Source organism: Ottowia thiooxydans (assembly GCF_040548795.1).
GTDB lineage: Bacteria > Pseudomonadota > Gammaproteobacteria > Burkholderiales > Burkholderiaceae_C > Ottowia > Ottowia thiooxydans_A.
Genome location: NZ_JBEPSH010000015.1, coordinates 72,337 through 86,478, shown reverse-complemented (window position 1 = coordinate 86,478; position 14,142 = coordinate 72,337). Strand labels below are relative to the sequence as shown.

Genomic DNA, 14,142 nt, shown 5'->3' with positions numbered 1-14,142 from the left:
TCACCCATCACCCATCACCCATCACCCATCACCCATCACCCATCACCCATCACCCATCACCCATCACCCATCACCCATCACCCATCACCCATCACCCATCACGCATCACGCATCACCCATCACCCATCACGCATCACGCATTTCCAGTTCTACGTGAAGCGGTCCGGTCTTTGCCTCAGGCGCATGCTTCCTCGTTAGGCTCAGCGCTGTAGCAAGGACCTGAGCGCTAGCGTCAAGCCTTGCGCGGTTTGACTTTGCTTGCTGCCAGTTTGGCGTTGCCGCGTGCCGTGTCTACATCGGTGGCTCGCGCCAGTGCAACACCCATGCGGCGTTTGGCAAAACTTTCTGGCTTGCCGAACAGGCGCAGGTCGGAGCCAGGCACACGCAGGGCTTCATCCACACCGTCAAACATGATGCCCTGTGCATCCACCCCGCCGTAGATCACGGCGCTGGCACCGGGGTTACGCAGACTGGTGTCTACCGGCAAGCCCAGAATGGCGCGCGCATGCAATTCGAATTCGCTTTGATGCTGGGTGCATAGCGTGACCAGGCCAGTGTCATGCGGGCGAGGGCTCACCTCGCTGAACCATACCTGGTCGCCCTTCACGAACAACTCCACACCGAAAAGTCCCTGGCCACCCAGGTTGTCCGTCACGGCCTTGGCGATGCGCCGTGACTCTGCCAGCGCTGCTGGTTGCATAGGATGAGGCTGCCAGCTTTCCACATAGTCGCCGCCCACCTGAACGTGACCAATAGGGTCGCAAAAATGGGTCTCCATCTGGTCGCTGGCGCCGATGGCGCGCACGGTGAGTTGGGTGATCTCATAGTCGAAGTCGATGAAACCTTCGACGATGACCCGGCCATGGCTCACGCGGCCTCCCGCCATGGCATATTCCCAGGCCTTCTGGATGTCGTCCGGGCCATCGATCTTGCTCTGGCCCTTTCCTGAGCTGCTCATCACAGGCTTGACGATGCAGGGGTAGCCTATGCCGCGCTGACCGGAATCACCAGCAGCCGAACCTACGATCGCGGACTGCAGTTCAGCCAGCGAATCGCAGAATTTGTAGGGGCTGGTGGGCAAGCCCAGCGTCTCGGCGGCGAGTACGCGGATACCTTCGCGGTCCATCGTTAAGCGCGCGGCGCGGGCCGTGGGAATCACACGCACGGTGCCTGCGGCTTCCAGCTCTTCGAGCATGGGCGTGGCAATGGCCTCAATCTCAGGCACCACCAGATGGGGCCGCTCAGCCTCTATCAAGGCTTTGAGCTGCTGAGGGTCGCTCATGACAATGGTGCGGGCGTGATGCGCCACCTGCTGGCCAGGAGCATGTTCGTAGCGGTCAACGGCGATGGTCTCTACACCCAGGCGGTGCAGTGCGATCAGCACCTCCTTGCCCAACTCTCCCGATCCCAGCAGCATGACTTTGGTGGCGTGGGGCGATAGTGGAGTTCCGAGAGTGGTCATGGACGTTTCAAAAAAAAGAATTCAGCGATGGCGGAGATTGTCACCGAAGCGGGGGCAACCACCGGAATACGGGGCGAGCTGACTTGGACTCTTGCGGACAGTCCGGAGCTGAACACGCGCGTTGCGTATCCGATTCAGACCTGCACATGCCGCTTTTTCCTTCCCGTGTGTCTGGTTTTGTACGAAATCAGCGCTGAGAACCTTCTGGTTACTTATTAACTACTTACCAAAGTCTCGAAAAATTCTCGTAGGTGTTTACACCTAATTCTCCGGACATATTTCACGAATCGTGCGTAAATTGCGCACTCGTTGAGCACACACCGCCAAGCTGAGGAGAGGACCATGGGAATTTTCTCGGAATTCAGTAAGCCTTATTTATTAACTGCTTTGCTTCTCACTGGAAATGCATGGTCACAGTTGAATGTTGGCGTAGGCTCAAGCATTGATTTCGGAGATGCCGTTGTTGAAATGGGTTGCACCGATCTTGTGGTCAGTGGAACTGCCAATACAACAGCCTCTCAGATAACCGGCATCGACGACGTCAGCATCAGCGCGGGAGGCGCGTTCAATGGCGGCTCCGCTCAGCTATCACTCTCAGGAGACTTCGCCAACGCAGGAAGCTTCAGTGGAGGATCCGGGAGCGTGATGATCGTCGATGGCTGTGGCAAAGCTCAATCGAGGGTTTCAGGGCAAAGCAGCTTCAATAACCTATCTATCACCACCGCAACGGGTAAAGAGGCCATCTTCGAAGCGGGAAAAACCACCACCGTGGCGGGCACCCTCACGCTCAATGGCGCCTCTGGAAATCTACTGAAGATTCGCAGCTCCACACCACCTAACCCCGCGCTTCTCGCAGCAACACCTGCTCAGAGCATCCAGTACGTGGATGTGGCAGATAACAGAGCTGTGGGTGCGGTCATAGCTCCGGGGTTGCCTGGGAACTTCGACTCTATCGCTTCTGGAAAAGTCTACCGCTGGTTCCGGTTTGATGAAAACGGCGACCCGATCAAGGTGCCCGTGCCCACTCTGTCCCAGTGGGGAATTTTGGCGCTCAGCGCTCTCATGATGCTCCTCTTCCTTGGTCGGCTGCCTATTCGCAAAACCGCAGCCGAAAGAGGAAGGTGAACAACGAATTGGTTGATTCGTGAATACAGATCGGAGGTTCCAATATGAATGGCCTTAAGAAAAGACACGGGGCTTTCATGGCAATGGTCATCCTGGCCGTCCCCATCGGAGTCTTCGCTCAAGATCAAGCGCCTAAGCTGGCATCTGAAGTAGGCGTGCCCGACATGGTCGATGGCAGACCTTTACTCAATAGAGTCAAGATTGCGGACGGTGCGCCCAATGAACGCCCGCGTCTCGCATCAGAACAGGATTTACCTACTGCTCAAAGCAGAGTTCAGGCAAGCGAAGCGGCCCGACGTGGCGCTGGCGCATCAACCGAAAGAATCCCTCTTGCCTCCGAGATAGATTTGCCTCGCAGGAACTGAGTTCAAGAGTGTGGCCGGAAGCAACCTTCCTAAATGATTTTTCCCATCAACGAGGTTTCAATCATGTCTGTCCCAAAAATCCAAAGTAGGCAGCTGTTAGGTTTACTTTCCATCCTGCTCGCACAGTTATTCGCGATCTCCGCCGCGCAAGCGGCGGACGTGGTCGTACAACCTTCAGCAGGCAGCGGGCTGGTGGTAAAAGACAACACCGGCGCCATCGAAAGGTTCCGAGTAAGCGAGACTGGCTTGATTTCGGTATCAGGGTGGCCGACCTTGCCAGAACAGTTATCGCAAATGTGCATAAACAGCGGGACCGGGGTACTCGGTCCCTGCGCAGCGACAGTGGGTTTTAGTCTGCCTTACGCTGCGACCGTTAGCAGCCCCTCCACACTTTTCAACATCACGCAGTCAGGCGCTGGCGGGACATTGAGCGCGGCAATAAGTGACGCGGCCAACACCACCACAGTGATGAAGGTCACTACGACCGGGTTAGGCAATGGTTTGGATGTACAACTGCCGGCCAGCAGCGGGGCCAGGGGAATCGATGTGAATCATTCAGGCGTAGGCCCAGGGGTTTTTGTCACATCCCAGGGCGGCAATGCCATTTGGGGTTTCGTTAACTCCATGTCTGCAGCCGCTGTGATTGGAGATGGCAGCTCTGGCGAAGTCATTGTGGCCCGTCATAACGGAGCAGTCTGCGGCCTCAATATAGGTCGCTGCGCTGGTATTGGCGCTGTCGTAGGCAGACATGATGGACCGCTAGGAATTGCAGTGCGCGGATTCGTCACCGACCCTGAGGGAGGTACAGGCGTATTGGGTCAGGCGGGCATTTCAGGTGGGAGTGGCGTGGCTGGCCGCTTTGAAAACGTGAATGCCGCCAGTCCCACAACTACACTGGAGGTCGCAACTAACAGCACCGGTAACCTGATCACGCTTGCTAAATCCGGAACTAACGTCGCGCGCATCGACAGTACCGGCAAAGGGTTTTTCAATGGGGGCACGCAAACAGGCGGGGCTGACGTCGCAGAGCTGATTGATTTTCGGGGGAATACTCCACGTCCGGGAGATGTGGTTGAAATCGACCCTGAAAATAGCATGCACTATCGTGTGTCCACTGGTGCTGAGAGTGCTTTGGTCGCGGGGGTCATTACCACCAAACCAGGTGTGCTCATGAACGCCACTGTAGAAGACGCCACTGGTTTGCCTGCACTCGCCCTTGTTGGCCGCGTCCCGGTCAAGGTGACGCTTGAAGGCGGAGACATCAAACCAGGTGATCTGCTTGTGTCAGCCAGTTTGCCTGGGCACGCCAAGAAAGCCCCCATCCAAATTCGGCCAGGCACCGTCATTGGCAAAGCGCTGCAGTCTTACTCCAGTGGGGCCACTGGCAGCGTTGAAATGCTGGTGATGACTCGGTGACTGATTGCCGGAGGGCCCGCCCCATTAGTTGGTGACGTGAGGTTCCAGGCAGTTGCTCGCTTGGTCTCTTTCCCTCTGTCGCCAACCAGGCATCAGACCCAGGTCAGCTTCTAACTCTGCGCAGCCGAGGGTTCGCAAAGAATGCCAGCAATCCAGAGAGCAGCATCAGACCCCAGGCCTCCATGCTGGGCACGGCAGTAGGCGTTGCTGCGGGCGCCACTGCAGCCAGAGCCAGAGGTGCGAATGGGTCATCAATGGCGCCGGCGGTCGTATTGTTGTCGCCGACTCCGTTGTCAGTGATGGTGTAAGTCACGCTATCGCCAGACATGATTCCGTGCGCGAACCAGGATGCCGCCTCACCAGCCAACCTGGGCGCAAACTTGTAGGGTGCCAAGCCTGAAAGACTGCCCGCTGGATAGTCAATCCGGACTGAAAGCGTGGCGCCTGGGCACTGCGTTGCAGCAAAGGCCAATGCACCCAGGGGCGCTTGTGCACCAAGGGGTGCACCGGCAAGGTTGGCAGGTCCAATGGCGGGGGCCTGGCTGAGTGTGCAGCCGGGTGGGTTGCCGCCGATGTTGATCGTAGCTGTGCCCCCGCTGGTCAGGCTCAAGGGCAAATTGGTGGCCAATGCAGCAGGCGTCGCAGTTGCAGTGCCTTCGGAGCCGCTTCCTGCTGCGTTGTTGGCGGTCACGCTAACGGTGTGCGCCTGGCCATTTTCAAGGCCGGTGATGGTGCAGCTTGCCGTCTCTCCAGTAGCAGGGAGTGCCGGTGTTGGCGTGCAAGCACCAGCGGCTGTGCCACCCTGTGTGCTGGCGCCGACTGTGTAGCCCGTGATGGCACTGGCCCCAGCAAAGTCAGGCTGCATGAAGCTGACGCGCAACGATCCGTCTCCCCCAACCGCGCTGATGCTGGTGGGTGCATCGGGCACGTCAAGATTCTGGAAATTGACGAAATCGACTTCGTAATCGGAGTCCACGTTGGAATCGTTGGTCTGGTCTCCAAAAACGATGACTCCCGCGTTGGACTGGATGGGCTCGAGTGTACGAGTGAGGACGGGTGTCGCAGCGCCTGAAATGATGTCGGCATAAGTAGCGTCAATGAAGACGCTCAACTGGCCGTTCACGTAACGGATGGCGTACTCATGGAATTCACCTGCATTGACCGGGACTGGTGTGCCCGAGTTATCGGCCCAGCCCACCCGGGTGTTTTCGAAGTACAACATATTGCTGCGAAATTGGTCGCCGCCAAAGGGTGGGTTAAACGCATCTACAACGGCGAACATCAGACCTGCATCCAGCGAATTGTGCGCTGATACAGAAAATGCTCTGAGCTTGATGGAAGCAATGATATTGGCGCTTCCAACAGCGTACTGATACATGTTGTACTGGCTGACTCGTGAGCCACTGAGTGTGGTGGTTTTAAACCTTGTGGTGCCAGATCCCACTTCTACCTGGCCTTGTCCACCGGTTTGCGTCCATCCTTGAGCAGTAGGCAGGTCTGCGCCGTCGTACAAAGCTGTCGGGCCGGCCCATGCGGCATGCAGCGAAGCTACACCGGCGAGGAGGAGGGCAGATAGGTGCTTCTTCATGGTGCTTGTTGCGAGAAAAGTTGAAAACAATCGGGTGGAGATCTCAAAGAACGCGTAAATTCTAACTACATATGTCTTATATGTAGGCCAATGTTCCTTGTGATCTCCAGCGCGGTGATCACGCTGTCTGCGCAGTGCCTCCGGCGGGTTGAGCTGTGTCCGGTACGCACTCGGATCTTTTCAGCCAGTTGCAGGCAACTCATTCGCGCTCTGCAGCTTCCGACCAACCAGCTCGGACGCGCTGCGGCCTTCGCTAAACCCTGAAGATGTGCGTAATCGCAAGAGGTTCATTGGTGCTTTGACTCTCTGCGCACCCAAGAAATAAGTTCAAAAAATATCAATCTAATTCATATTGCTTTAATTGAACGCGGCGTTAAAAATTCTCCTCATGGTGACCACCCGTCGCCAAGAGGCAGGAAATGGATAACACTAAGCCCACGAATCAGAGACAACTGCAGGTCCGTATTTCTCGAGGATCCGAAGACGGAACGTTCTCGACTTACTCGGTGCCCTGGCGCGAGAATCAGACAGTTCTAGATGTGGTGACAGAGGTTCAGCGCACGCAGGAGCCAAGCTTGTCCTACCGCTTCGCTTGCAGGGTCGGCGTGTGCGGGTCGTGCGCGATGACGGTCAACGGCAAGCCGCGCTGGACATGCCGGACGCACGTCAGCCGCGTCGAGGAAGATGGTGTGATAGTGATCGAGCCGTTGCGCAACATGCCACGGATCAAGGATCTCGTCGTCGACATGCGCGAGTTCTTCGAGAAGTGGAAGCGCGCTGGCAACACCTTCGTGGGCACCGCCACGCGCAACGATCCGCCGGCCATGATCTCGCCCCAGAGCAAGAAGAGAAAGCTCGCGGATGCTGCCATCGAATGCATTAACTGTGGTGTGTGCTATGCAGCCTGCGATGTTGTGTCCTGGGATAAAGAGTACCTGGGGCCAGCAGCTCTCAACAGGGCGTGGACGCTATTCAACGACGAGCGACACGCCGACCCGAAGGACGTACTGAGCAAGGCCACTTCAGGCAGTGGCTGCAACTCCTGCCACTCTCAAGGCAGTTGTATGCAGCACTGCCCGGTGAGCCTTAGCCCCACCGGCAGCATCGCGGGATTGAAGCGCAGTTCCATCTTGAGCTTGCTCAGGAGGGGCTGATATGGAAGCTCGTCTTTTTGCGTTGCAGCGCCTGACTGCGATGGTGATGGCGCCCTTCGTCCTTGTCCATCTCGCGCTCATTATTTATGCAGTGCGCGGAGGGCTGACTGCGGCAGAACTACTCTCGCGTACCCAGGGCAATTGGTTCTGGATCGTGTTCTACGGGTTGTTCGTGCTAAGCGTGTCTGTCCACGTGCCGATTGGCATTCGCAACATCCTGGTCGAATGGCTGAGGTTTGGACGGGCCGCTGCGTCCGCAGTGGGCTTGGTACTGGGCGCGTCCCTTCTCATCCTTGGTCTGCGCGCGGTCGCGGCTGTGGGAGGGCTCGCGCAATGAAGTCCGTACGCAACCATCAAGCGTACTGGGCCTTCCTTGGACATAGGCTGTCCGGCCTCGCGCTCGCCGTCTTTCTGCCGGCGCACTTCTATGTGCTTGCGATGGCGCTTGACGAAGCCAGGCTCGATAGTTTCCTGAAGCTCTCCGAGATGCCGGCGATGAAGATTGGCGAATGGGGCCTGGTGCTATTGCTCACGCTGCACATGTTTTTTGGCCTGCGTCTGCTGGCGCTCGAACTGCTGCCCTGGAGTTCGACGCGAAACGCGCGCATCGCGTGGATTGGTTGGGGTTTCGCCGCGTCGATGGTCGTTGGCCTGGTATTCATTGTGGGAGTGATCTGAGATGCAGGTCGAAAATTACAAGACAGATATCCTGGTGCTCGGCACCGGCGGCGCAGGCCTGTTCGCAGCGCTACACGCAAAGAAGGCCAACCCCTCTTTGAAGGTGACCGTGACTGTGAAAGGTCTGCTCGGAAAGTGTGGCTGCACACGCATGGTGCAGGGTGGCTACAACGTCGCGTTGGCCGCTGGCGATTCAGTGGAGCGCCACTTCATGGACACGATAGAGGGGGGCAAGTGGCTTCCGCGCCAGGACCTGGCCTGGCGCCTGGTGGAAGGCGCAGTCGAACGGGTGCGCGAGCTGGAAAACGAGATTGGGTGTTTCTTCGACCGCAACCCTGATGGATCCCTCCATTCGAAGGCCTTCGCTGGTCAGAGCTTTGACCGCACCGTGCACAAGGCCGACCTGACGGGTATCGAGATCATCAACCGACTGATGGAGCAGGTACGGGCGCTGGACGTTGAGGAGCTTGAAGAGTACCGCGCCATTGAGTTGATTCCTGCCAACGATGGCTCGGGCATCTCCGGGGTGCTGTTTATTGATATGCGCACCGGTACTTACCGGTTTATCCAGGCCAAGGCGGTTTTGCTCGCCACAGGCGCAGGCCCGACGATGTACCGTTACCACACGCCATCGGGCGACAAGACCTGCGATGGCCTGGCGATGGCTCTGCGCTATGGATTGAAGCTGCGCGACATGGAGATGGTGCAGTTTCACCCTACTGGACTACTCGGCGGACCGGACACCCGGATGACGGGAACGGTGCTCGAAGAGGGGCTGCGCGGTGCGGGCGGCTACCTGCTCAATGGCGACGGCGAGCGCTTTATGACCAACTACGACAAGCGCGGCGAACGCGCGACGCGCGATGTAGTCAGCCGCGGCATCTATGCCGAAATGCGAGCCAAGCGCACCGGACCGATGGGCGGCGTCTACATCCAGATGAGCCATCTCGGCCCTGAGAAGGTTGCCAAGACCTTCCCAGGTATGGTCAACCGTTGCAAGGACTGCGGCTTCGACTTGGCGGGCGGTCAGGTCGAGGTGGTTCCCACTGCGCACTACCTGATGGGTGGTGTCGAGTTCAATGTGGATGGCTCGACCGCTTCACCGGGCCTCTTCGCAGCAGGCGAGGACTGTGGTGGCGTGCACGGCGCCAACCGACTGGGCGGAAACGGTGTGGCCAACTCTACGGTGTTTGGCGGGATCGCCGGAGATTCGATGGCGGCCTACGTCGCGAAGGAGGGCCGCTGGCGTGACCCTGATAAACGAATAATCTTGCGCGGTATTGAGCGTGCCGAGTATCCGTTTTCCAAGGCGCCGGGGCGCATCCATGAGCTGCGCGATGCACTCGCCCAGACCATGTGGGACGACGTGGGCGTGTTGCGCCAGCGCGAAGCCATGGAGCACGGTCTCCAAGCCGTCGCGGGGCACCGCGCCGCACTGCGCGACATCGGTGTCACCGATGGAGACCGCCGCTACAACGTCACCTGGCATGACTGGCTCAACCTCGAAAGCCTGGTGGACATTTCCAAGGTCATCACTGTCTCGGCGCTGGCCAGGGAGAACAGCCGCGGCGCGCATTTTCGTGAAGATTTTCCGGAACCTGGGGACCTGCACACCAGTTGCTACACGCGCGTCGGCGCGCAGGACGGCGAGGTGCAGCTGGAGATGGTTCCAGTTTCGTTTGACATCGTAAAGCCTGGCGAATCGCTCATCGAAGGCGAAGCGGGCATCCCCCAGAACTGAGGTAAATCCCACTATGAAGATCCCCATCCAGAAAGTTGAAGAAGCGGCGCTGGAAATCATGCGCCGTGCGGCGATCGAAATTCCGCTCGACTACAAGCAAGGCATTCAGGAGTTGCAGAAGACGGAGACGGGTAAGCTGCCGCGGTTCGTGATCCATGCCATGGTCGACAACTGGGAAGCTGCCGACCAGGACCGGCGTCCGATGTGTGCCGACACCGGCCTGCCGCGCTACTACGTCAAGGTTGGTAACAATGCCTCGGTCGAGAGCGGCTTTGTTGCCGTGGAGCGCGCGCTGCGCCATGCCACGGCGGAAGGGACGGTCACCATCCCGCTGCGGCCCAACCGCGTGCATCCGCTCTGGCGCACCGACCACAACAACAACGTCGGGCTGAACGCTCCTGAGGTTGAATGGTCATTCGAACCTGATGCCGACTGGATCGACATCACCACCGTTCACAAAGGCGGTCTGTTCGGCACCGACTATCGGATGCTGTTTCCCGGTGATGGCATCGATGGGATCAAGCGTTTCGTGCTGGACACGCTGATCGCTTTCGGCAAGCGCGGCTTGGCCTGCCAGCCGGCGATTGTCGGTATTGGGCTGGGCGGATCCAAGGACACCTGCATGCAACTGGGCAAGCAGGCCGCCTGCTTGCGCACGGTTGGTGATCGCAATCCCGATCCCAAGGTGGCGGAGTTGGAACTTGAATTGATGAAGCTGGGCAATTCCATCGGCATGGGGGCCATGGGCTTCGTAGGCTCCGGGATGGTGGTGGATTGCCATATCGAGTGTGGCTATACGCACACCGGAGGCATGCCCATCAGCCTACACACCTTCTGCCTATCTTCGCGCCGTGCCACCGCGCGGATCCATGCCAACGGTCAGATCGAGTACCGCACCGATCCCCAGTGGTTCACCCCCTACCTGCGCCGGGAGACAGTCGAATGGTAAGCAACGACGACGACATCAAGGTCTTTCACCTGGATCTGCCCGCCAAGCGAGAGGACATTGCCAAGCTCGAGCTCGGCTCGGTCGTTTTCCTCAACGGCGTGGTCTACACGGCCCGCGAGGGTGTTTACAAGAAGGTGCTGGACCAGGGGCTTCCGCTGCCGGTGGATCTGCGCTCCATCAGCAACGTCAATTTCCATTGCTCGCCGGCCGCAGCGCCGGATGGTCATGGAGGCTACAACGTAGGGGCCGTCACCGCGACTGCGTCGTTCCGCTTTTCCAAGTGGATCCCGAGATGGCTGGAGCACACCGATTGTCGAATCCTGATCGGCAAGGGGGGCATGCCTGCTGACGACTATAAGCAAGTACTGGCACCGAGCGGTGCAATCTACTTGACGACCGTTGGCTACGGTACCGGTGCGCTGCTGGGCAGAGGCATCAAGCGCGTGCGTGAGGTGCACTGGATGGATGAACTTGGCATCGCGCAGGCCATGTGGCTTTTTGATGTTGAGAACTTCGGACCGTTCATTGTCGAAAGTGATCTTGATGGCAACTCACTCTTTGCACAACACGCTGAAACTATCAACGCGGGCATCGACAAGCTCTATGCAGGGCTAAAGCCTCCGGCATTGCACCGCTATGGTGAGACGGACAACCGCAAGGACGAGGTGATGTAGGAGCCGGCCGGCTCCGCATTTCTAACGACAGCTTTCAGATGGAGACAAGCACATGATCATCGACTTTCGCCTCAGGCCGCCGGTGCGCGGTTTCCTCGACACGCTGATGTACTCGGCCGGCGAGCGTCGCGATGGGTTCACGCGCACAGTGGGCTTCACGCCCTCGCCGGCGGCGCAGAAGCAATCGATGGAAATGCTTCTTAAAGAGATGGATGCAGCGAAGATCGACCGCGGTGTGGTGGTGGGTCGCCTTGCCGGTGTGCTGGGAAGCGTGTCGAACGAGGATGTGCATAGCATTGTGACCGAGCATTCCGATCGATTTATTGGCGCGGCTTCCATCGATCCGACCGACCGGCGCAAGGCGTGCCAGACTATCAACCAGGCGGTTCAGAACGGATTCAAGCTCATCAATATCGAGCCGGGTTCCTACCCAGTGCCCATGTACGCGGACGATCGGCGCCTCTACCCCATATACGGCCACTGCGAAGATATCGAGGTGCCCGTCATCATGATGGTTGGTGGCACTGCAGGACCGGACCTGAGTTACTCGGATCCGATCCGCACCGACCGCGTTCTCACAGATTTTCCGAAGTTGAATGTCATCGTTGCGCACGGTGGCTGGCCCTGGGTCAACGAGATCCTGCACCTGGGTTTCCGGCGGCAGAATCTGTGGCTCTCCCCAGACATGTATTTCTCTCGCATGCCCGGCTGGGAGGAGTACGTAAAGGCAGCCGACGGTTTCCTCTCGGATCGCATGCTTTACGCCAGCTCCTTCCCATTTTGCCCCGTGCAGGAATACAAGGAATGGTTTGAGAAACTTCCGATCAAGGAAGAGAACCTGAGGAAGGTGATGGGCGGAAATGCACAGCGGCTGCTTGGGCTTTAGCGGCTGGGGCTGTTCGCTTCGCTCCACAGTGATTCACATAGGATATCGCGCATGGACATACGGACGCTCTATACGTTGATTGCGATCGCGGACCACGGAAGCTTTGCGGAGGCCGGCAATGCCATCGGCCTGTCGTTGTCGGCGGTGAGCATGCAAGTTCGTGCGCTTGAGGAGGAGCTCGGCATAACTATCTTTGATCGTGGACGCCGTCCTCCGGTCCTCACCGACGCGGGTCTTACGCTGGTGCATCGTGCACGTGATCTGATCACGCATTGGGAAAGCATGAGCGCTTCCCTCAAGAAAGGCACCGCGTCGGGTTTACTCAAGCTCGGTAGCGTTCACACCTGTGCCTCGGGCGTGCTCCCGCTTGCACTGAAGCATCTTCAGAAACAGGGACGCGGATTGGAAGTCCACGTAACGACAGGATTGACGCATGACCTGGAGCGTGCGATCTACCACCGACAACTCGATGTGGCGATCGTGACCGAACCGGATGTTCCCAGGTCGGGCCTGGACTTCCTGCCATTCGTGGAAGAAAAACTCGTGGTCATCGTCCATCGATCGGTGAAGGAAAAAAGCGACCAGGAAATTCTGGAGCAAACCCCCTATGTCCGTTTCAACCGCGCTGCTCGAGTGGGGAATCTTGTGCAGGAAGAGATGGTGCGCAGACATATCTCGGTGCGATCGACCATGGAGATTGACAACCTTGAAGGCGTTATTGCAATGGTCGCCAACGGTTTGGGCGCCTCGGTGGTGCCCGCCAGGGGCGTGAAAAACGAGTTCCCATCAAGCATCCGCGTCATTCCGTTCGGTTCTCCGGCGGTGACCCGTCGGCTAGGAATACTGGCTCCGAAGGAGAACCCTCGGTCGCACTTATCGCGACTGCTGCTTGAGGCGCTGAAGGCTGTCTGTGCCGATCAGCACCACCTCTCGGAGAGGCCTACTTGAGTTAGCGCCAGTCAAGAAAACCACCCCAGTGCATGTTGATGACATCGAGCTTATTGGCTCGAGGGAGTGGTGTTGTCCCGGTATATCGAGGGTCATGCGAGATCGGCAGACCTACTTCCCCCCGCAATCAGAAGGAGACATAGATGAAAGACGCCAATCGATTTGCAAAAGCCCGTCGCCGTATGGTCAAGGCCATAGCGTGCGGCATGGCCTTAGCGCCTTTTCTCGCCGCGCCGGCCCGTGCGGACTGGCCCTCGGACAAGGTCATTCGGATCGTCGTTCCCTTTGCTGCGGGCGGTGCAACCGACTTGCTGGGACGCTCGCTCGCGATGGAGTTGTCCAAGAGCCTGAAGCAGAGCGTGATCGTCGAGAACCGTGCAGGTGCCGGTGGAAGCCTGGGCGCTCAGGCGGTCGCTACCTCTCCCGCCGACGGCTACACGTTGTTGCTTGCGTCGGGCAGCATGTTCACTGTTAACCAGTACATCTATAACAAACTGTCGTACTCGCTTGACGACTTCAGTCTCGTCAGCAAGATCGCGAGTGGCCCCATGGTCGTCACGGTGAACGCCGGCTTGCCTGTGAAGAACACCCGGGAGCTTATCGAGTACGCCAAGGCTCGGCCCGGCAAGCTCAGCTTCTCCTCCGCCGGGGTGGGGAGCCAGACGCACATGGCCGCCGAAGCGTTCACCGATGCGGCAGGCATCGAGATGGTGCATGTGCCCTACAAGGGAGAGGGACCTGCTTACGCGGATCTCATGGCCGGTGTTATCCAGGTGGCGGTGGCCAACATCAACGCCATATCGCCGTTGCTCAAGGGCGACCGCTTGCGGGCCTTATCTGTGACTGGCAAAGAGCGGTCTCCGCTCCGCTCGGATGTGCCGACGACCGCGGAAGACGGTGTGTCAGGGTTTGAGTTCACAGGATGGTTTGCATTGATGGCACCCCATGGAACCCCCAAGCCGGTCATCGATCGGCTCCTGGCTGAATCCAGGGTGGCTGTAGAACAGCCGGGCATGAAGCGATATTTCGCTGATCAGGGGATGTACGCGAGCATTACTCCGCCAGCGCAACTCAAAGACGAAATCAGCAAGGAGTCTGCCAAATGGAAGGCGCTGGTGGAAAAGAAGAAAATCACCGCCAACTGAGCATGGACGCG

The 14,142-nt window shown here is 58.5% G+C and carries 13 protein-coding genes; 11 read left to right on the top strand and 2 right to left on the bottom strand.

Going from position 1 to position 14,142, the window contains the following annotated elements:
* Nucleotides 1-232 precede the first annotated feature (232 nt).
* A complete protein-coding gene (gene purT / locus ABIE13_RS26335) occupies nt 233-1,462 on the bottom strand; it encodes a formate-dependent phosphoribosylglycinamide formyltransferase (RefSeq protein WP_354449066.1) in 1,230 nt (409 codons plus the stop codon).
* A 342-nt stretch (nt 1,463-1,804) separates the two neighbouring features.
* Here purT and ABIE13_RS26330 point away from each other — a divergent pair, with 342 nt between their 5' ends.
* A complete protein-coding gene (locus ABIE13_RS26330; RefSeq protein ID WP_354449064.1) occupies nt 1,805-2,587 on the top strand; it encodes an IPTL-CTERM sorting domain-containing protein in 783 nt (260 codons plus the stop codon).
* 428 nt (nt 2,588-3,015) lie between these two features.
* Nucleotides 3,016-4,368, top strand: coding sequence for a hypothetical protein (locus ABIE13_RS26325; protein WP_354449062.1), 1,353 nt, complete (start codon nt 3,016-3,018; stop codon nt 4,366-4,368).
* A gap of 103 nt (nt 4,369-4,471) precedes the next feature.
* On the opposite strand, the gene ABIE13_RS26320 is transcribed toward ABIE13_RS26325, so the two are convergent.
* On the bottom strand, nt 4,472-5,956 hold the full coding sequence (locus ABIE13_RS26320; protein ID WP_354449060.1) for a fibronectin type III domain-containing protein: 1,485 nt from the start codon (nt 5,954-5,956) through the stop codon (nt 4,472-4,474).
* 419 nt (nt 5,957-6,375) lie between these two features.
* Here ABIE13_RS26320 and ABIE13_RS26315 point away from each other — a divergent pair, with 419 nt between their 5' ends.
* The 9 genes from ABIE13_RS26315 (at nt 6,376) to ABIE13_RS26275 (ending at nt 14,131) form a co-directional block, all read left to right on the top strand.
* Nucleotides 6,376-7,110 (top strand): succinate dehydrogenase/fumarate reductase iron-sulfur subunit, encoded by a 735-nt coding sequence (locus ABIE13_RS26315; protein WP_354449058.1) that lies wholly within the window; start codon nt 6,376-6,378, stop codon nt 7,108-7,110.
* 1 nt (nt 7,111) lies between these two features.
* Entirely contained in the window at nt 7,112-7,447 is a 336-nt protein-coding gene (locus tag ABIE13_RS26310) for a succinate dehydrogenase (protein ID WP_354449056.1), read from the top strand.
* Complete coding sequence (locus ABIE13_RS26305; RefSeq protein WP_354449054.1) at nt 7,444-7,788, top strand: succinate dehydrogenase; 345 nt, start codon at nt 7,444-7,446, stop codon at nt 7,786-7,788. Before ABIE13_RS26310 ends, ABIE13_RS26305 begins: the two co-directional genes overlap by 4 nt.
* Nucleotide 7,789: 1 nt before the next feature.
* A complete protein-coding gene (locus tag ABIE13_RS26300; RefSeq protein ID WP_354449052.1) occupies nt 7,790-9,529 on the top strand; it encodes an L-aspartate oxidase in 1,740 nt (579 codons plus the stop codon).
* Between the two features lie 13 nt (nt 9,530-9,542).
* A complete protein-coding gene (locus ABIE13_RS26295) occupies nt 9,543-10,478 on the top strand; it encodes a fumarate hydratase (RefSeq protein WP_354449050.1) in 936 nt (311 codons plus the stop codon).
* A complete protein-coding gene (locus ABIE13_RS26290) occupies nt 10,472-11,152 on the top strand; it encodes a fumarate hydratase C-terminal domain-containing protein (RefSeq protein ID WP_354449048.1) in 681 nt (226 codons plus the stop codon). Before ABIE13_RS26295 ends, ABIE13_RS26290 begins: the two co-directional genes overlap by 7 nt.
* A 52-nt stretch (nt 11,153-11,204) precedes the next feature.
* A complete protein-coding gene (locus ABIE13_RS26285) occupies nt 11,205-12,038 on the top strand; it encodes an amidohydrolase family protein (protein ID WP_354449046.1) in 834 nt (277 codons plus the stop codon).
* A gap of 51 nt (nt 12,039-12,089) precedes the next feature.
* Entirely contained in the window at nt 12,090-12,986 is an 897-nt protein-coding gene (locus ABIE13_RS26280) for a LysR family transcriptional regulator (RefSeq protein WP_354449044.1), read from the top strand.
* A gap of 143 nt (nt 12,987-13,129) precedes the next feature.
* The gene (locus ABIE13_RS26275; protein ID WP_354449042.1) at nt 13,130-14,131 is read left to right on the top strand and encodes a Bug family tripartite tricarboxylate transporter substrate binding protein; all 1,002 of its coding nucleotides are present in this window, start codon (nt 13,130-13,132) and stop codon (nt 14,129-14,131) included.
* Nucleotides 14,132-14,142 lie beyond the last annotated feature (11 nt).